We start from the raw sequence: 20,363 nt of genomic DNA on the forward strand, positions 1-20,363 counted from the left end.
TTGTTTTTAACTATATTTTTTATCGGTAACAAATGGTATCGCTTTATAATTTATTGATATTTGTTCACGCAAACACGTTTCAGTATCGATTTTATTTTGTTCTTGAAATCGCGGTATTATATTTTTGTATTTTTTCTTTTAAAATCATTTTAGCTCTTGCTAAGTTTGATTTAGAAGTGCCATCTGTTATTTCTAACATTTCTGCAATTTCTTTATGTGAATAGCCGTCAACAACATATAAGTTAAAAACTAAGCGGTAACGATCTGGCAGTTCTTGAATAATTTTTAATAGAAATTCCATGGTTACAGATTCGTCATCTATTTCAACTTCTTCTACATTCGGAATTTTATCTGAAACCAATTCTAAAAAAGCGCCTTGTTTTCTATATTGTTGTAAAACATAATTTACGACTAATCTTTTGGCCCAACCTTCAAAAGAACCATTTCCATTAAACTGTTTTAGTTTTTCAAAAATGATTAAAAAACTTTCTTGTAAATTATCTTGCGCTTCTTCATGATTTCTCGAATACTTTAAACTAACCGCAAACAATTTAGGAGCTAAAAGCTTATACAATTGTTCTTGAGCCTGAGTATTATTTTTCTTACATTCATGTAGAAGGCTTTCAATCATTATTTATATTTATTGGACATCAACAGATATTTCTTCAAAAATATCATCACCATTTGTATCTTTTCCTTTCCAAAATTTGAATAAATAGGTTCCCGTTTCAGTTGGTTCGAATTGTAGTACTTTTTCTAACCCCTGATCTGTTAAATTTGTACAGTTATCTTGTTCGATTACAACACTTTGAATTGCAACTGTTCTGGTTAATCCATCTTTTTCATAATAAAATCCATCAAAACCATGACAACTTGTAGGTCTAAAAAATTTTATGATAATATCATTATTTGTATTAGCATAAAATTCTGTTGGCATTACTACAGATTCAACAGGTAGTAACTCTAAATGCATCTTCGTTTCTTCGGTTTCTGGTTCGCATGAAATCACCATCAAGAAAACCCCAATAAGTGCTAGTATTTTTTTCATTTTGTTTTTTGTTTTACTTTATAGATGCAAAAATTACAAAAAGGTTGCGTCATAATCAAAAAAAAATCACCCAAATGGATGATTTTTAATTTCTTACGCTGTTTGTTCTTTTAGTAAAGCTTTAATTTTAACTTCTAATTCATCCATTAATTCTGGATTATCTTTAATTAATTGTTTTACAGAATCTCTTCCTTGTCCTAATTTGGTTTCACCATAACTAAACCAAGAACCGCTTTTCTTTATAATTTCAAAGTCAACGGCTAAGTCTAAAACTTCTCCAACTTTAGAAATTCCTTCACCATACATGATGTCAAATTCGCAAGTTCTAAATGGTGGGGCTACTTTGTTTTTTACAATTTTTACTTTTGTTCTGTTTCCGATAACATTGTCACCATCTTTAATTTGAGAAGAACGTCTGATGTCAATTCTAATAGAAGCATAAAACTTTAATGCATTTCCTCCAGTAGTCGTTTCCGGGCTACCGAACATCACTCCAATTTTATCTCTCAATTGGTTGATAAAAAATACCGTACATTTTGTTTTATGAATTGTTCCAGTTAATTTTCTTAAGGCTTGTGACATCAAACGAGCGTGTAATCCCATTTTGCTATCACCCATATCACCTTCAATTTCACTTTTTGGTGTTAAAGCTGCAACTGAGTCAATAACTACAATGTCAACTGCTCCAGAACGGATTAAACTTTCAGCAATTTCTAATGCTTGTTCTCCATTATCTGGTTGAGAAATAATTAAATTATCAATATCGATTCCTAATTTTTCCGCATAAAAACGGTCAAAAGCATGTTCTGCATCAATAAAAGCGGCAATTCCACCTGCTTTTTGTGCTTCTGCTATGGCGTGTAAAGTTAAGGTTGTTTTACCAGAAGATTCTGGTCCGTAAATTTCAATAATTCTTCCTTTCGGATATCCATTTACACCTAATGCAATGTCTACACCTAAAGATCCTGATGAAATGGTTTCTACTTCTTCTACGGCAGAATCTCCCATTTTCATTACAGTTCCTTTACCGTAAGTTTTGTCTAATTTGTCTAATGTTAGTTGTAAGGCTTTTAATTTTGCTTCTTTTTCCGTGCTCATAATAAAAAATTTTTCGTAAAAATACAGATTTTTTTAATCGGAACAAACATTGTTAATATGTTTCTGATTTTTACAGATTTAAAAAATATTTTTATATTTGCAGCAGAATTCTTCCAATTAGAGTTCACTTATTTATTTCTCACTTAATTGTTTATAGCATGCAACTGTATAACACCTTAAGCGCAGAAGAAAGAGCCAAGTTAATTGATCAAGCCGGTCAAAGATTAACACTATCTTTTTATGCGTATGCCAAAATTGAAAACCCAACACAATTTAGAAACGACTTATTTCTGAAATGGAATAAATTAGATGCCTTAGGCCGAATTTATGTCGCTACCGAGGGAATCAACGCACAAATGTCTGTGCCAGCAGAAAATATTGATGCATTCAGAGAAACGTTAGATAAGTACGATTTTATGAAAGGTATTCGATTGAATATTGCAGTGGAACACGACGATCATTCTTTCTTAAAATTAACGATTAAAGTGCGACACAAAATTGTTGCCGATGGTTTAAATGATGAAACGTTTGATGTAACGAATAAAGGGGTTCACTTAAACGCGAGAGAATTCAATGCGATTTTAGATGATCCAAATACAATTGTGGTTGATTTTAGAAATCATTATGAAAGTGAAGTCGGACATTTTACGGGTGCGATTACGCCAGATGTAGAAACGTTCCGTGAAAGTTTGCCAATTATCAACGAGCAATTAAAAGATTTCAAAGAAGATAAAAACTTAGTGATGTATTGCACCGGAGGAATTCGTTGTGAAAAAGCTTCTGCATATTACAAACATCAAGGTTTTAAAAACGTTTTTCAATTAGAAGGTGGTATTATTAATTATGCCAAACAAATAAAAGAAGAAGGTTTAGAAAGTAAATTTATTGGTAAAAATTTCGTTTTCGATCATCGTTTGGGTGAAAGAATTACGGATGATATTATTGCACAATGTCATCAATGCGGTGAACCTTGTGATACGCACGTAAATTGCGCGAATGAAGCGTGTCATTTGTTATTTATTCAGTGTGATTCTTGTGCTGAAAAAATGGAAAGTTGTTGTTCTACAAAGTGTGTTGAAACAATTTATTTACCGTTAGAAGAACAAGAAAAATTAAGAAAAGGAGTTAAAAATGGAAACATGATTTTTCAAAAAGGAAAATCACCAGATTTAAAATTCAAACAACCTTCAGAAAGAAATATTTTTGAAGAACTGGCTCAAAAACCGATAAAAGTTTCAGCGGTAACGCAAATCAGAAAAAGAAAAATTGCCTCAGAAAGAAAGTTATATATCGGAAAAGGTCAGCATTATTTTTCAAAAGCGCAAGTCGGTCAATTTCTTATAGAAAACCAAGAGTTAAAAACAGGCGACACGATTTATATCATCGGACCAACCACTGGAAATCAAAAAATTGAAGTGGGAACAATGTTTGTAAATGGTGTTGAAAGCAATGTAGCAAAATCGGGTGATAAAGTCACATTTGTCGTGCCATTTAAAATTAGAGAATCGGATAAAATTTATAAAATATAAATCCAAATTCATAAGAAAATGAAACCTGTTGCGTTAGTATTATGCAGCAGGTTTTTTTGTTTGTAAAAACTTAAAAACGCATAACAATATTTTAAGGTAAAAAATGCTATCTTTACCCTCAAAAGTAATTTTGCAAAGTAGTTCCAAATTTAGGAGCGATCAATATATATAATTATGGCATGTACAAGTTGTTCAACTTCCGATGGTGGTGCACCAAAGGGGTGTAAAAATAATGGGACTTGCGGCACCGATAGCTGCAACAAATTAACTGTTTTCGATTGGTTAGCAAATATGACTCTTCCTGGCGGACAAGCGCCTTTTGATTGTGTTGAAGTTAGATTTAAAAACGGAAGAAAAGAGTTTTTTAGAAATACCGAAAAGTTAACTTTAAGCATTGGCGATGTGGTTGCTACTGAAGCACAATCTGGTCATGATGTAGGTTTGGTGTCTTTAACGGGAGAATTAGTTCGTGTTCAAATGAACAAGAAAAACGTAAAAGACAACACTGAAGTTCCTAAAGTTTATAGAAAAGCAACTCAAAAAGACATCGATATTTGGCACGGCGTAAGAAATAAAGAAGACGCTATTCAAGTTAGAGCTCGTGAAATTGCAATTGCTTTAAAATTAGAAATGAAAATTTCTGATATCGAATTTCAAGGTGATGGTTCTAAAGCGACTTTCTATTACACGGCAAATGATCGTGTCGATTTTCGTCAATTAATTAAAGAATACGCAGGTGAATTTAAAATCCGTGTAGAAATGAAACAAGTGGGTTTCCGTCAGGAAGCAGCTCGTTTAGGAGGAATTGGGTCTTGCGGACGTGAATTATGTTGTTCTTCTTGGTTAACAGATTTTAGAAGTGTAAATACTTCAGCAGCACGTTACCAACAATTATCATTAAATCCTCAAAAATTAGCAGGACAATGTGGTAAACTAAAATGTTGTTTAAATTACGAATTAGATACGTATTTAGACGCACTAAAAGGTTTACCAGATATGGACACTAAATTGCTTACAGATAAAGGTGATGCGTATTGCCAAAAGATAGATATTTTCAAAAATTTAATGTGGTTTTCGTATGCAAATGCGCCAGCTCATTGGCATACCATCAAAGCAGATAAAGCAAAAGAAATTGTTGCCTTAAACAAACAAGGTAAAAAAATTGCACAATTAGAAGATTATGTAGAAGAAGTTTCTTCAATAAATATTGAGAAAAAATTCGAAAATGTAGTCGGTCAAGATAGTTTAACACGATTTGATCAACCTAAGAAAAAATCAAACAATAATAATAAAAGAAAAAAGAAACCGTTTAAGAAAAATGAACAATAATTTTTTTAAAATACTAAGTTTTGCCTTGTTTTTTATGGTAGTTTCTTGCGATAAAAATCAAGTTTTCGACGAATATAAAGAATTTGATGGCACTTGGAAAAAAAACAAGAAAGCCACTTTCACTTTCGAACAAAAAGACACTACTGGTGTGTATAATTTGTTTTTAAATGTGAGAAACAATAACGAATATCCGTACAATAATTTGTTTTTAATTGTGTCTTTAAATCAACCAGACGGAAAAGTTTTAGTGGATACTTTAGAATACCAAATGGCTTATCCCGACGGAACTTTAATGGGAACTGGTTTTTCAGATATTAAAGAAAGTAAACTGTGGTATAAAGAAAACTTCAGTTTTGAAAAAGCAGGGAAATATACAGTTGATGTAGAACATGCCGTAAGACAAACAGGTAAAGTACAAGGTGTTCAGGATTTAATTGGGATTACAGATTTAGGATTAAGAATTGAAAAAAGAAAATAAATAATAGAATATGGCAACTACTAGCACCCAAGTCAATTATTCAGATTACGTAAGGAAATTTTGGAAATTATTCTGCTACACTTTTGGTGGCGTTTTATTGTTTTTTCTTTTAGCATCATGGGGATTTTTCGGGAAAATGCCTTCGTTTGACGAATTAGAAAATCCAGATACCAATATCGCTACAGAAATTATTTCTTCTGACGGTGTAACTTTAGGTAAGTTTTATAAAGAAAACAGAACACCAGTAAAATATCAAGAATTACCAAAACACTTAGTGGATGCTTTAGTGGCTACTGAAGACGAACGTTTTTACGAACATTCTGGAGTAGATGCGAAAGGAACTTTGAGAGCTATTTCAAGCTTAGGAAGAAGTGGTGGAGCAAGTACAATTACGCAACAGTTAGCCAAAAATTTATTTCACGGTGAAGGTTCAAAATTTTTACCTTTTCGTATCATTCAAAAATGTAAAGAATGGATTATTGCTACAAAACTAGAAAGACAATATACCAAACAAGAAATCATTGCATTATATTTAAACAAAGTTGATTTTGTAAATAGTGCTGTCGGAATTCGTTCGGCTTCAAAAATTTATATGGGTAAAGAACCTAAAGATTTAACTTTAGAAGAAAGTGCTTTGTTTGTGGGAATGTTAAAAAACCCTGCATTATTCAATCCAACAAAAGAAAAAAGAAAAGAAAAAGTTTTTAATAGAAGAAATACGGTTTTAGATCAAATGGTTAAAAACAAGTATTTATCGGAAGCTAAAGCGGAGCAACTTAAAAAAATGCCCGTAAAAATTAACTTCAAACCTGAAAGTCACGCAGAAGGAACGGCAACGTATTTTAGAGAATATTTACGTGAAAGTTTAAAACCAATCATCAAAGCCATTGAAGAAGAAAAAGGAGAAGAAATTGATCTTTATACTGCTGGATTAAAAATTTATACGACTGTCGATTCTCGTATGCAACAATATGCTGAAGAAGCTGTTGAAGAGCATTTGTCGAATTTACAACCAGAATTCAATCGTCGTCAAAAAGATAATCCGACTGCTCCTTTTTTAGATATTACACCAGAAGAAACTCAAAAAATCATGAATTCAGCCATGAAAAATTCTGAGAGATGGCGTATTATGAGTATCAACGGAAAATCGGATACAGAAATTAAACAATCTTTTGATATTCCTACCAAAATGAAAATTTTCACTTGGAAAGGTGAAAGAGATACCATCATGAAACCAAAAGATTCGATCCTTTATTATAAGCATTTCTTACAAACTGGAATGATGGCTATGGAGCCACAAACTGGTCATGTGAAAGCTTGGGTGGGTGGAATTAACTATAAATATTTCCAATACGATCACGTGGGTCAAGGTGCGCGTCAAGTAGGCTCTACTTTTAAGCCATTTGTTTATGCTACTGCTATTGACAGATTAGGAAAATCGCCTTGTGATTTGATTATGGATTCGCCATTTACCATTTTAAAAGGTGATAATAACGATAAAGATTGGACACCAAACAATTCAGATGGAAAATTCCGTGGATTGGTTTCTATGAAAAAAGCATTAGCCAATTCTATTAATACGGTTTCGGCTCGTTTAATTGACGAAGTTGGTGCGCCTGCCGTTGTGGAAATGGCCAAAAATTTAGGAGTTTCTTCAACTATTCCTAATCGTCCAGCAATTGCACTAGGAGCTGTGGAAATTACTGTTGAAGAAATGGTGGCAGCTTTCAGTACATTCGCCAATGAAGGTGTGTATATCAAGCCACAATTAATTACGAAAATTGAAGATAAAAACGGAGTAGTAATTTACCAAGGTATAGAAGAATCTCATGATGTTGTAAATAAAGATGTAGCCTATTCAATTATTAAATTGATGGAAGGTGTTACCGAATCTGGTACGGGTTCTCGTTTGCGTTGGGCAGCTTCTGCACCATCAAATTATTTAACGGGAGTACCTTATAATATTAAAGGACCGGTTGCAGGAAAAACAGGAACTTCTCAAAACAATTCAGATGGATGGTTTATTGGAATGGTTCCAAATTTAGCCGCCGGAGTTTGGGTGGGTAACGAAGACCGTTCCGCGCATTTCAAAAGTACCAATATGGGACAAGGTGCTACAACGGCTCTACCAATTTATGGAATTTTTATGCGAAAATGTTTAGCAGATCCAACGTTGAATATATCACAACAACCATTTAAAAGACCAGCAAATATGTCTATTAAAGTAGATTGTGGACCAGAACCTAAAGCGGTTGTAGATTCAACTGCAGTAGATTCAACTGCAGTTCCAATTGATGCACAACCAGATACAGAAGGAATAGACGGACTATAAATTATATTATGATTTCAAGAAAAGTAAACAACGTACAAGAAGCGCTTGAAGGAATTCAAGACGGACAAACAATTATGCTAGGAGGTTTCGGACTTTGTGGCATTCCAGAAAACAGTATTGCAGAATTAGTACAAAAAAATGTTACTGATTTAACTTGCATTTCAAACAATGCAGGTGTAGACGATTTTGGTTTAGGATTACTATTGCAAAAACGTCAAATTAAGAAAATGATTTCTTCTTATGTAGGTGAAAATGCCGAATTCGAACGTCAAATGCTTTCAGGAGAATTAGATGTAGAATTAACGCCTCAAGGAACTTTAGCAGAAAAATGCCGTGCCGCTCAAGCCGGAATTCCTGCGTTTTTTACACCTGCTGGTTTCGGTACTGAAGTTGCAGAAGGTAAAGAAACTCGTGAATTCAACGGAAAAATGCACGTTATGGAATTGGCGTATAAAGCTGATTTTTCTATTGTGAAAGCTTGGAAAGGTGACGAAGCTGGAAATTTAATTTTCAAAGGAACGGCTCGTAATTTTAATGCTTGTATGGCAGGTGCTGCAAAAATCACTATTGCTGAGGTAGAAGAATTAGTACCAGCTGGAACTTTAAATCCAAACGAAATTCATATTCCAGGAATTATGGTAAACCGTATTTTTCAAGGAGAAAAGTTTGAAAAAAGAATTGAGCAACGCACAGTAAGACAAAGAAGTTAATCATGGCATTAGATAAAAATCAAATCGCAAAAAGAATCGCACAAGAAGTTAAAGATGGTTTCTATGTAAATTTAGGAATCGGAATTCCAACTTTGGTTGCCAATTATGTTCGTACAGATATTTCAGTTGAATTTCAGTCTGAAAATGGTGTTTTAGGTATGGGACCTTTTCCTTTTGAAGGAGAAGAAGATGCCGATATCATCAACGCAGGAAAACAAACTATTACCACTTTACCAGGAGCAAGTTTCTTCGATTCTGCTTTTAGTTTCGGAATGATTCGTGCACAAAAAGTTGATTTAACTATTTTAGGAGCAATGGAAGTTTCTGAAAATGGAGATATCGCCAACTGGAAAATTCCTGGAAAAATGGTAAAAGGAATGGGTGGTGCTATGGATTTAGTTGCTTCTGCAGAAAATATTATCGTGGCTATGATGCATGTGAATAAAGCTGGAGAATCGAAAATTCTTAAAAAATGTACACTTCCATTAACAGGTGTAGGTTGTGTGAAAAAAGTGGTTACCGAATTAGCTGTTTTAGAAATTACACCAAACGGATTCAAATTATTAGAACGTGCTCCAGGCGTTTCTGTTGAAGAAATTATCCAATCTACTGAAGCTGAATTAATCATTGAAGGAGAAATTCCAGAGATGATTATAGAATAAATTTAAAATAAATAATCCCTTTAAAAGCAGCCTTTTTTGGCTGCTTTTTTTGTTTCTAAATATAAAAGTTTATAAAAAATATAACAAATTCATAAAATTTTGTTAATATTGTAAACGTTTCCCCAAAAAACTTAATTATTATTAACTTAATCTACTATGTTATGAAAAAAACATTATTGTCATTACTATTGACTATGTTTTCCGTTTTAATGAGTCAGGGACAAACCGACCAACTATGGAAAAGTGTTAATCAAGAAACCTTAAAAATTCAAGAAAAACTTGGCAGAGGTTCTACCCCAAAAGCATTTAAGCTTTTTAACCTAAATTTTTCTGCTTTCAAAACTGTTTTACAAAATGCCTCTTTAAGGGATGCTCAAACAGGATCTGGCCTAATTGTTTCCTTCCCAAATCCAGAAGGAAAATTACTAAAATACACAGTATACGAATCTCCAGTAATGGAAGCTGGCTTAGCCGAAAAATATCCAGACATCAAATCGTATGTTGGACAAGGAATTGATGATCGTACAGCTACAATTCATTTTAGTGTAACATCATTTGGTCTTCACACGATGACACTTTCAGGTTACGCTGGAACAACATATATTGATACTTATACCAAAGATTTACAAAATTATATAGTTTACAAACGTTCTGACTTAAGCAGCTCTAGAGCATTTAGTTGTTTGGTTCAAGATGATCATGAAAAAACAGCTTCAGTAACACCGTCAACAAGTGTCTTAAGAACAACTGATGGAACCAAAAGAACTTATAGATTGGCTATGGCTTGTACTATAGAATATGCTGCATATCATGTTAATGCTGCTGGTTTGAGTGGTGGAACTACAGCTCAGAAAAAAGCAGCAGTTTTAGCCGCAATGAACGTTACTATGACTCGGATTAATGGTATTTATGAAAGAGATTTAGCCGTAAGAATGAATCTTGTTGCTAATAATGATGCGATTATTTTTATCACATCGGATTCTTTTTCAAACACCGACTCAAATGCTTTAATCGACGAAAGTCAATCTGTAATTGATGCAACAATCGGAAGTGCTAATTACGACATCGGACATACAGTTAGTACTGGTGGTGGTGGTTTAGCACAATTATACTCTCCATGTTCTTCTAGTAAAGCAAGAGGAATAACAGGACAAGGTTCTCCAGTAGGTGATCCTTTTGATGTGGATTATGTGGCACATGAAATGGGACATCAATTTGGTGGTAATCATACACAAAACAACGCTTGTAACCGTAGTTCAGCTGCTTCAATGGAACCTGGTAGTGGAAGTACAATCATGGGATATGCTGGTATCTGTGCTCCAAACGTTCAGAATAACTCTGATGCACATTTCCATTCTAAAAGTTTAGATGAAATGTCAGCATTTATAACTGGATCTGGTAATAGTTGTGCTGTAAAAACAGCTAGTGGAAATACAGCACCTACATCAAATGCTGGAGCCGACTTTACAATTCCTAAAGGAACGCCTTTCGTTTTAAAAGGTGCTGGAACGGATGCTAATGGAGATGCATTAACATATTGCTGGGAACAAATCAACCCTGAAACTTCTACACAACCTCCGGTAGCAACTTCAACTTCAGGACCTAATTTCAGATCAAATCCTCCTTCAACTTCTCCTGATAGATACATGCCAAATTTAGCAACAGTTATCGCTGGAAATACTGCAAATACTTGGGAAGTAGTTCCAAATGTTGCTAGAACAATGGATTTTTCTTTAACCGTAAGAGATAACAGAGCAGGAGCTGGTCAACACGCTACTGATAATGTAAAAATAACAGTTAATGGAACTGCTGGTCCTTTCACGGTAAGTTCACCAAACACTGCTGTTTCTTATGTAGCAGGAACTTCTCAAACAGTAACTTGGAATGTTGCAGGAACTACTGCAAATGGCGTAAATGCTGCCAATGTTGATATCTTATTATCTACTGATGGAGGAAATACATATCCGGTTACTTTATTAGCTGCAACCCCAAATGACGGAACACAAGCTGTTACAATTCCTAATACTCCTGGTACTCAAAACAGAATCATGGTAAGAGGTAGCGGACATATTTTCTACGATATTTCAAATGCTAATTTTACAATCACGGCTGGATCTTCTGATACAGTTGCACCATCTGCTCCAACAAGTTTAACAGCTTCAGGAACTACACAAACTACAACAAATTTATCTTGGACAGCTTCTACTGATAATGTTGCAGTAACTGGATACGATGTGTACAGAGGAACTACTTTATTAGGGACAGTTACAACTACAACTTATAACGTTACAGGATTAACAGCATCAACAGCTTATTCATTCTCTGTGAAAGCTAAAGATGCAGCTGGAAATATTTCAGCATCAAGTAATGTAGTTAACGTAACAACATTAGCACCAGCTTCAGATACAACTGCTCCTAGTGCTCCAACAAGTTTAACAGCTTCAGGAACTACACAAACTACAACAAATTTATCTTGGACTGCTTCAACTGATAATGTTGCAGTAACTGGATACGATGTATATCAAGGAACTACTTTGTTAGGAACTGTTGCTACTACAACTTATAACGTAGCAGGATTAACAGCTTCTACTGCTTATTCATTCTCTGTGAAAGCAAAAGATGCAGCTGGAAATATTTCAGCTTCAAGCAATGTGGTCAATGTAACAACATTAGCTGTGGTTTCTGTTTACTGTACCTCACAAGGAAATAGCGTTTCTGATGAATTAATTGGAAGAGTGCAAATTGGAACAATCAACAACGCTTCAACTGGCGGAACGGGTTATACTGATTTCACATCAATTTCAACAAACCTTACGAAAGGTGTTTCAACTACAATTACAATTACACCAACATGGACAGGCTCAGTTTATGCAGAAGGTTATGCGGTTTGGATTGATTACAACAACGATAAAGATTTTGCTGATGCAGGAGAATTAGTTTGGAGTAATGCAGCCGTTTCAACTACTCCAGTTTCAGGATCTTTCACAGTTCCAACAACTGCAACAACTGGTGCAACTAGAATGAGAGTGTCGATGAGATATAACGCAATTCCAGCATCATGTGGAAACTTTGATTACGGTCAAGTGGAAGATTACACCGTTAATCTAATCAATGCAGCTGCAGATACTACTGCACCAAGCGCTCCAACAAGTTTAACAGCTTCAGGAACAACACAAACTACAACGAATTTATCTTGGACGGCTTCAACAGATAATGTTGGGGTAACTGGATACGATGTATATCAAGGCGCAACATTAAAAGCTACAGTTACAGGAACTACGTATGCAGTTACAGGTTTAACAGCGGCTACAACTTATACTTTTTCTGTAAAAGCGAAAGATGCTGCTGGAAATATTTCTGCATCAAGCAATGTGGTAAATGTGACAACATTATCAAATACAGTAACATATTGCGCTTCCCAAGGAAATAATGTTTCAGATGAGTTTATCGATTATGTAGCAATTGGTGGAATCGCAAATACAACTGGAGCTAACGCAGGTTATGGTAATTTTACAAACTTGGTAGGAAATATTCCTTATGGTTCAAATACGATTACTTACAGTACTGGTTTCACTGGATCTGCTTATACAGAATTTTGGTCGGTGTGGATTGACTACAACAAAAATGGAACTTTCGAAACTACAGAAAAAGTAGCTTCTGGATCGTCTTCAAGTAGTGCTAATTTATCAAGTACTTTTACGGTACCAACATCGGCTTTAGCTGGAACAACTAGAATGAGGGTTTCGATGAAATATAACGCTGCACCTACTGCTTGTGAAACTTTTACTTATGGAGAAGTAGAAGATTATACAGTAAATATTGGAGTTTCAGCTAGACCTCAATCAGAAGTTGGAGAGCAAATAGGAAGCGAATCGTCTATTTATGATTTAACTTTATATCCGAATCCTACAGAAAGTGAATTAAATATTGCAACGGCAGATGGACGTGAAGTGTCTTTCAGAATTGTAAATCTGATGGGTCAGGAAGTAAGAAAAGGGAAATTTTCGACTAAAGGAAATATTAATGTGAGTGACCTTAACAATGGAATTTATGTTTTTGAAATCAATGATGGTCAAAAAACAGTTTCAAAGAAATTTGTAAAGAAATAATATAAATTTTTTAAATAATTAAAAAGGCGGGATATTAATTCCGCCTTTTTTATTCTCTCATTTGTTATAAAAATAACATAATAATTAAATTATAATATAAATTTTAACAATTTTTACGGGAAATCCTTACCTGTTTTTTTGTCTTACACCTAAATTTGAATAACCTAGAAAAAATTTCAATTATAAAATACTTGTTACGAGTGAATTATAAAATAATTTCAAATTTAAAAAATCAATCTGACCAATTGATTTAATTATTAACCAACTAAAACAAATCTATTATGAAAAAACCTTTAAACAGTATTGTTTCGGTATTTGCATTGTCATTATTTGCGCTGTCTGTATCAGCTCAAGAAACAGACAAAAATGTAAAACAGAAAAACCATAGCGAGAATGGTTTGCCTAGTTTAATCACATTTAGTGAAAAATCGACTTATAAAAGTTCCGATTTTCAAAAAATCTTCAAAGACCAACTCGGTCTAAAACAAAACCAAAATTTTTCTAAAATTAAAACAGAATCCGATGGAGATGGTTTTACACATGAAAAATTCCAATTATTCCATCAAGGTTTAAAAGTTGAATTTGCCACGTATACCATGCATTCTAAAAATGGCAAATTGGCTTCAATGAGCGGTGAATTTTATAACATTGGAGAAATAAATATAACACCAGCTATTTCTGCTGAAGTTGCACTTAATAAAGCAACTCGTCAAATTGGAGCTTCAAAATATCTGTGGGAAAATCAGGCAGAAGCCGATTTGATTGGATATCAAAAACCACAAGGTGAATTACTATTATTACCATTAATGCCGGAAGAAGGCAAATCAAAAACTTCAAATGATATAAGACTAGTTTATAAATTTGACATCTATGCCACTAGCCCTGCAAGTAGAGGAGATGTGTATGTAGACGCTCAAACGGGAGAAGTTTTATTTTATAACGCAACAATTAAACACTTAGGAGAACATGCGCATGGCACAAAAACTACGAAACAAGCTTTTACTAAAAATATAGAAAAACCTAAATTTTCTGATCTTTTCAATAGCAATTCTTTACTTGTAGCAGGAACTGCTGCAACACGTTATAGTGGATCAAGATCTATTGAAACAACTCTAACAAGTGGAAGTCATAAACTTAAAGACGCTACAAGAGGATTAGGAGTTGATACCTACAACATGCAAATGGGTATTAATTATAATAATGCGGTCGATTTTTCAGATGTTGATAATAATTGGACGGCTGCTGAATTTAACAACACCGCTAAAGACAATGCAGCTTTAGACGCACATTGGGCTGCCGAAAAAACATACGATTTTTTTAAAACAACCTTCAATAGAAACAGTTACGATAATGCTGGAGCAAAAATTAAAAGTTATGTACATTTTGACTTAGTTGAATATGGCTATTCAAATAATGACAACGCCTTTTGGGATGGTTCAAGAATGACTTATGGTGACGGAACATCTTTTCAACCGTTAACTTCTGTTGATGTAGCGGCACACGAAATAGGACATGCTATCTGTACTTATTCTGCAAATTTAGCCTACCAAAGAGAATCTGGTGCGATGAATGAAGGATTTTCAGATATTTGGGCTGCTTGTGTGGAGTATTATGCGGATCCTACAAAACAAACTTGGGTATTGGCTGAAGAAATTGGTGGGCCAATTCGTTCTTTCTCTAATCCAAATGCAAAAAGTCAACCAGATACTTATGGAGGAACCTACTGGAAAAATGTAAACTGTGGTACTCCAACACAAAGTAATGATTACTGTGGTGTTCACACGAATTCAGGAGTATTGAATCACTGGTTCTATATTCTTTCTGTTGGTAAAACAGGAACAAATGATATTGGAAATGCCTTCAACGTAACTGGAATTACAATTGAAAAAGCAGGTAAAATCGCTTATCGTTTAGAAACAGCTTATTTATCCGCTAATTCAACATATGCTGATGCCAGAACACATGGTATTCAATCTGCAATTGATTTATACGGAGCGGGTTCTGCTGAAGTTATTGCTACAACAAATGCATGGTATGCAGTAGGTGTTGGTGCGGCTTACGCAGGTTCAGGTGATACTGTAGCGCCATCTACACCAGCTAGTTTAGCGGCATCTGGAACAACTTCATCTTCAACTAACTTATCATGGACAGCTTCAACTGATAATGTTGCGGTTGCGGGTTATAATGTATATAGTGGAGTTACTTTATTAGGAACAGCATCTGGAACTACTTACACTGCTTCAGGATTAACTGCTTCTACAACGTATTCATTTACAGTGAAAGCAAAAGATGCAGCTGGAAATTTATCTGCTTCAAGTAATGCAGTTAGTGTTACGACTTTAGCCGCTACAGCTTCATATTGTGCTTCTCAAGGTGGTAGTGTTGCCGATGAATTAATTGGTAGAGTTCAAATAGGAACAATCAACAACGCTTCAACTGGTGGAACTGGTTATACAGATTTCACATCAATTTCGACTAACCTTACTAAAGGCGCTTCAACTACAATTACAGTAACACCAACTTGGACAGGAAGTACTTATCCAGAAGGTTATGCTGTGTTTATTGATTATAACAACGATAAAGATTTTGCCGATGCAGGTGAATTAGTTTGGAGTAAAGCAGCCGCTACAACAACTCCAGCTTCTGGAAGTTTTACTGTTCCAACAACAGCAATTACGGGTTCAACAAGAATGAGAGTTTCGATGAAATACAACGGAATTCCAACAGCTTGTGAAGCTTTTCAATACGGACAAGTTGAAGATTATACGGTTAATTTAACTACAGGGACTGTAGATACAACTGCGCCATCTGCTCCAACAAGTTTAACTGCTTCTGGAACATCTCAAACAGGAACAAATTTATCTTGGACAGCTTCAACAGATAATGTTGGTGTAACTGGATACGATGTATATCAAGGTGTAACTTTAAAAGCTTCAGTTACTGGAACAACTTATGCAGTAGCAGGTTTAACTGCTGCAACAGCTTATACTTTTTCTGTAAAAGCGAAAGACGCAGCCGGAAATATTTCTGCTGCAAGTAATGTAGTGAATGTAACAACATTATCAAATTCAGTAACTTATTGTGCTTCTACTAGTAGCAATACATCTGATGAAAAAATTGGTAGAGTTCAAGTAGGAACGATTAATAATCCTTCAACTGGAACTGCTGGTTATGAAAACTTTACCGCTTTATCTACTAATTTAACGACAGGGACAGCCAATACAATTACAATCACACCTTCATGGACATCAACTGTTTATAGCGAAGGTTATGCCGTTTGGATTGATTACAACAAAAACGGATTGTTTACAGATGCTGGCGAATTAGTATTTTCAAAAGCAACTTCTACAGCGACTACAGCAACGGGTTCTTTCACAGTTCCAACAACAGTTAGTGTAGGCTCAACAAGAATGAGAGTTTCTATGAAATACAACGGAATTCCAACTTCATGTGAAACATTAGCTTACGGACAAGTAGAAGATTATTCTGTGAATATTGTTGCAGGAACTCCAATTTCAGCTATTACAGAAACGAATTCAAATGAAGTTTTAACAACACTTTCTTTATATCCAAATCCAACTAGAGATGTCTTGAATATTGAAACAAATAGTGATTCGAAATTAAACTATTCAGTTACTAATTATTTAGGACAAGTTGTAAAAACGGGAAGTATCGAAAATAACGTGTTAAACGTTTCTAGTTTAAATTCTGGAATTTATATTTTAGAAATTAATGATGGACAAAAATCGGTTACCAAAAAATTCATTAAAGAATAAATTTTTAGTTTAGTTTATTAAAACGTCTCGAATTTCGGGGCGTTTTTTTATGCTTAATGTTAGAGTTGTAGCGGGTTTATGATTTAGGAAATTTTAAGGTTAACTTAAGGATTATTTAAGTTAATCATCTAAAAAACAATTAATTACATTTGTTTTCCCCAACAAACCAATTATTAACCAATTTAACCTACTAATTTATGAGAAATCACTACCGTAGCATAACTTCGGCATTTGTATTGTCTTTGTTTGCGTTATCTAGTTTCGCTCAGGAAACAGATAAAAATGTAAATCAAAAAAGCCATGGTGAAAATGGCCTACCGAATTTAATTACTTTCAAAGAAAACACGGCGTATAAAAGCTCAGATTTTCAAAAAATTTTCCAAGAACATTTAGGATTAAAACAAAACCAAAGTTTTTCACGATTAAAATCAGAATCGGATAAACTGGGTTTTACACACGAAAAATTTCAATTATTCCACCAGGGAATAAAAGTAGAATTCGCTACTTACACGATCCATTCTCAAAATGGTAAGTTGACCTCTATGAGCGGTGAATTTTACAAATTGAATAATGTAATTACAACTCCTTCAATTTCGGCAGAAGTAGCTTTTAATAAAGCATTAGCTCAAATTGGCGCAACAAAATACCTTTGGGAAGATAAAGTTAGTGCTGAAAGTATGGAGTATGTAAAGCCACAAGGCGAACTAGTTTTATTGCCTTCTATGGAACAGCAAGGCGAAAAAAGAACTTCAGACAATGTGCGTTTAGCTTATAAATTTGACATTTATGCAACAGCACCTATGAGTAGAGGAGATGTTTATGTTGATGCAGTAACTGGAGAAATTTTATTTTACAATGCAACTATCAAACATTTAGGAGAACATAGCAACTGTAAAGGAGATACTCATGCAGCTGTACCATTTTCTAAAAAAGAATCCAATGCGGTGGTGGCTGGAACTGCTGCTACTCGTTATAGTGGATCACAGCCAATTCAAACAACATTAAGTGGTTCATCTTATATTTTGTCGGATGTTACTCGTGGAGGCGGAATTCAAACCTATAACTGTAACAGAACAGGTACGCTTGGCACTACAAACTTTACTGATGCTGATAATAACTGGACAGCAGCAGAATATAATAATACGAACAAAGACAATGGAGCTTTAGATGCACATTGGGGATCTGAAATGACATATGATTATTGGTCTGTTGTTCACGGAAGAAACAGTTATAATAATGCGGGTGCAAAAATGAAAAGTTATGTACATGTTGATTTAGTTGCTGCTGGATATTCAAATGATCAGAACAATGCATTTTGGAATGGAAGTGCCATGATTTATGGTGATGGATCTGGAACTGGTGGTTTCGATATTTTAACTGCTCTTGATGTTACAGGTCATGAAATTGGTCATGCTGTTTGTAGCAGTACAGCTAATTTAGCTTATCAAAGAGAATCAGGTGCAATGAATGAAGGATTCTCTGATATATGGGGAGCTTGTGTGGAATTTCGTGCTGCACCTAATAAAGCAACTTGGTTAATAGGTGAAGATATCGAAAGAAGATCAGGACATGCTTCTTTACGTTCAATGAGTAATCCAAACGTTGAAGGACAACCAGACACTTACGGAGGTACGTATTGGAAAAATGTAAATTGTGGTACACCAACACAAAGCAATGACTATTGTGGTGTTCATTATAATTCAGGTGTGTTAAACCACTGGTTTTATATTTTAACTACAGGAAAATCAGGAACAAATGATATAGGAAGTGTTTTTAATGTAACAGGTATTGGAATTGATAAAGCAGCCCAAATTGCTTTCCGTACTGAAAGTGTTTATTTAACTTCAAATTCTACCTATGCAAATGCAAGAACATATGGAATTCAATCTGCTGTCGATTTATACGGCGCAGGTTCTGCTGAGGTTATTGCTACAACAAATGCATTTTACGCAGTAGGAATTGGAGCTGCTTATGTTGGTCCAGCTGATACCATTGCCCCGTCAGCTCCAGCTAGTTTAGCGGCTTCAGGAACTACTCAAACAACAACAAATTTATCTTGGACAGCTTCTACTGATAATGTAGGTGTTACTGGATATAATGTATACCAAGGAACAACGTTGAAAGCAACTGTTACAACTACAACTTATGCTGTAACTGGATTAACTGCTTCAACAGCGTATGCTTTCTCAATAAAAGCAAAAGATGCTGCAGGAAATATCTCAGCGGCAAGTAATGTAGTAAATGTAACTACTTTAGCACCAGCTGCTGATACTTCAGCTCCAACAACCCCAACAAGTTTAACTGCTTCTGGAACTACACAAACTTCAACAAATTTATCTTGGACAGCTTCAACAGATAATGTTGGTGTAACTGGATATGATGTTTACAGAGGATCAACTTTAGTTACAACAGTAACAGGAACTAGCTATACTGCTACAGGTTTAACTGCTGCAACTGCTTATACTTTCTCTGTAAAAGCTAAAGATGCTGCTGGAAATATCTCTGCATCAAGTAATGTAGTTAATGTTACAACTTCATCTACATCAGTTACGTATTGTAATTCAAGAGGAAATAGTGTTGCTGACGAATTTATTGATTATGTATCAATAGGTGGAATTTCAAATGCTACTGGAGCAAATGGTGGTTATGGTAATTTCACTAATCTTGTAGGAAATCTTTCTTATGGTAACAATCCAATTATTGTGAGTGCCGGATTTACAGGTTTAGCTTACACAGAATATTGGGCTATTTGGATCGATTTTAATAAAAACGGAATATTTGAAATCTCAGAGAAAGTGGAATCTGGATCTTCTTCAAGTAGTGCCAACTTAACAGGAACAGTAAATGTACCAACGACAGCTTTAGCTGGAACAACAAGAATGAGAGTTTCAATGAAATACAATGCAGCACCAACTGCTTGTGAAACTTTTACTTACGGAGAAGTGGAAGATTATACTGTAAATATTGGTGGATCTAGTGTTACTGGAATTGCTACTAATGAATTTACAAATGAATCTAATATTTATGATTTCAACATCTATCCAAATCCAGTAGAGAATGTATTGAAAGTTTCTTTACAGGATAACAGAAAAGCTTCTTATAAAATCTATAATTTAATGGGTCAAGAAGTGAAAAGCGGAAACGTAAATCAATCAGAAATCTATGTTGCTAATTTAAATTCTGGTATTTACATTTTTGAAATGAATGATGGTCAAAAAACCATCACTAAGAAATTCATTAAAAAGTAATTTTTTAGTTTAGTTTATTAAAACGTCTCGAATTTCGAGGCGTT

Annotated in this window: 12 protein-coding genes; 9 read left to right on the forward strand and 3 right to left on the reverse strand. The window is 34.5% G+C overall.

Features of this window, described 5'->3' with window-relative positions:
* Positions 1–91: 91 nt before the first annotated feature.
* The 3 genes from BMX42_RS07270 to recA all read right to left on the reverse strand — a co-directional run bounded on the left by BMX42_RS07270 (position 92) and on the right by recA (position 2,146).
* Positions 92–634 carry an RNA polymerase sigma factor gene (locus tag BMX42_RS07270; protein WP_091311357.1) on the reverse strand — a complete coding sequence of 181 codons (543 nt, stop codon included), beginning with the start codon at positions 632–634 and terminating at the stop codon, positions 92–94.
* A gap of 6 nt (positions 635–640) precedes the next feature.
* Entirely contained in the window at positions 641–1,048 is a 408-nt protein-coding gene (locus BMX42_RS07275) for a hypothetical protein (protein WP_091311359.1), read from the reverse strand.
* A gap of 93 nt (positions 1,049–1,141) precedes the next feature.
* On the reverse strand, positions 1,142–2,146 hold the full coding sequence (gene recA / locus BMX42_RS07280; RefSeq protein ID WP_091311362.1) for a recombinase RecA: 1,005 nt from the start codon (positions 2,144–2,146) through the stop codon (positions 1,142–1,144).
* A gap of 158 nt (positions 2,147–2,304) precedes the next feature.
* On the opposite strand from recA, the gene trhO reads away from it, so the two are divergent.
* The 9 genes from trhO to BMX42_RS07325 all read left to right on the forward strand — a co-directional run bounded on the left by trhO (position 2,305) and on the right by BMX42_RS07325 (position 20,319).
* Positions 2,305–3,675, forward strand: a complete 1,371-nt coding sequence (gene trhO, locus BMX42_RS07285) for an oxygen-dependent tRNA uridine(34) hydroxylase TrhO (RefSeq protein ID WP_091311364.1) — start codon at positions 2,305–2,307, stop codon at positions 3,673–3,675.
* A gap of 174 nt (positions 3,676–3,849) precedes the next feature.
* Entirely contained in the window at positions 3,850–5,004 is a 1,155-nt protein-coding gene (locus BMX42_RS07290; RefSeq protein ID WP_091311367.1) for a PSP1 domain-containing protein, read from the forward strand.
* Entirely contained in the window at positions 4,994–5,482 is a 489-nt protein-coding gene (locus BMX42_RS07295) for a gliding motility lipoprotein GldH (RefSeq protein WP_091311774.1), read from the forward strand. The genes BMX42_RS07290 and BMX42_RS07295 overlap by 11 nt, the downstream gene beginning before the upstream one ends.
* Positions 5,483–5,492: 10 nt before the next feature.
* The gene (locus tag BMX42_RS07300) at positions 5,493–7,814 is read left to right on the forward strand and encodes a penicillin-binding protein 1A (protein WP_091311370.1); all 2,322 of its coding nucleotides are present in this window, start codon (positions 5,493–5,495) and stop codon (positions 7,812–7,814) included.
* A gap of 8 nt (positions 7,815–7,822) precedes the next feature.
* Positions 7,823–8,524 (forward strand): CoA transferase subunit A, encoded by a 702-nt coding sequence (locus BMX42_RS07305; protein ID WP_091311373.1) that lies wholly within the window; start codon positions 7,823–7,825, stop codon positions 8,522–8,524.
* Positions 8,525–8,526: 2 nt separating this feature from the next.
* Positions 8,527–9,186: a CoA transferase subunit B gene (locus BMX42_RS07310; RefSeq protein ID WP_091311376.1), complete on the forward strand. Its 660-nt coding sequence runs from the start codon at positions 8,527–8,529 to the stop codon at positions 9,184–9,186.
* Positions 9,187–9,347: 161 nt separating this feature from the next.
* Positions 9,348–13,295 carry a GEVED domain-containing protein gene (locus BMX42_RS07315; RefSeq protein WP_091311379.1) on the forward strand — a complete coding sequence of 1,316 codons (3,948 nt, stop codon included), beginning with the start codon at positions 9,348–9,350 and terminating at the stop codon, positions 13,293–13,295.
* 281 nt (positions 13,296–13,576) lie between these two features.
* Positions 13,577–17,071: a M4 family metallopeptidase gene (locus BMX42_RS07320; RefSeq protein WP_091311381.1), complete on the forward strand. Its 3,495-nt coding sequence runs from the start codon at positions 13,577–13,579 to the stop codon at positions 17,069–17,071.
* Positions 17,072–17,268: 197 nt separating this feature from the next.
* The gene (locus BMX42_RS07325) at positions 17,269–20,319 is read left to right on the forward strand and encodes a M4 family metallopeptidase (RefSeq protein WP_091311384.1); all 3,051 of its coding nucleotides are present in this window, start codon (positions 17,269–17,271) and stop codon (positions 20,317–20,319) included.
* The last annotated feature ends 44 nt before the right edge of the window (positions 20,320–20,363 follow it).

Source organism: Flavobacterium terrigena (assembly GCF_900108955.1).
GTDB classification, from domain to species: Bacteria; Bacteroidota; Bacteroidia; order Flavobacteriales; family Flavobacteriaceae; genus Flavobacterium; species Flavobacterium terrigena.

Coding starts and splice junctions, on each gene's coding strand:
- BMX42_RS07310 (WP_091311376.1), top strand. CDS start 8,527: ATGGCATTAGATAAAAATCAAATCGCAAAAAGAATCGCACAAGAAGTT.
- recA (WP_091311362.1), bottom strand. CDS start 2,146: ATGAGCACGGAAAAAGAAGCAAAATTAAAAGCCTTACAACTAACATTA.
- BMX42_RS07295 (WP_091311774.1), top strand. CDS start 4,994: ATGAACAATAATTTTTTTAAAATACTAAGTTTTGCCTTGTTTTTTATG.
- BMX42_RS07275 (WP_091311359.1), bottom strand. CDS start 1,048: ATGAAAAAAATACTAGCACTTATTGGGGTTTTCTTGATGGTGATTTCA.
- BMX42_RS07325 (WP_091311384.1), top strand. CDS start 17,269: ATGAGAAATCACTACCGTAGCATAACTTCGGCATTTGTATTGTCTTTG.
- BMX42_RS07315 (WP_091311379.1), top strand. CDS start 9,348: ATGAAAAAAACATTATTGTCATTACTATTGACTATGTTTTCCGTTTTA.
- BMX42_RS07305 (WP_091311373.1), top strand. CDS start 7,823: ATGATTTCAAGAAAAGTAAACAACGTACAAGAAGCGCTTGAAGGAATT.
- BMX42_RS07300 (WP_091311370.1), top strand. CDS start 5,493: ATGGCAACTACTAGCACCCAAGTCAATTATTCAGATTACGTAAGGAAA.
- trhO (WP_091311364.1), top strand. CDS start 2,305: ATGCAACTGTATAACACCTTAAGCGCAGAAGAAAGAGCCAAGTTAATT.
- BMX42_RS07290 (WP_091311367.1), top strand. CDS start 3,850: ATGGCATGTACAAGTTGTTCAACTTCCGATGGTGGTGCACCAAAGGGG.
- BMX42_RS07320 (WP_091311381.1), top strand. CDS start 13,577: ATGAAAAAACCTTTAAACAGTATTGTTTCGGTATTTGCATTGTCATTA.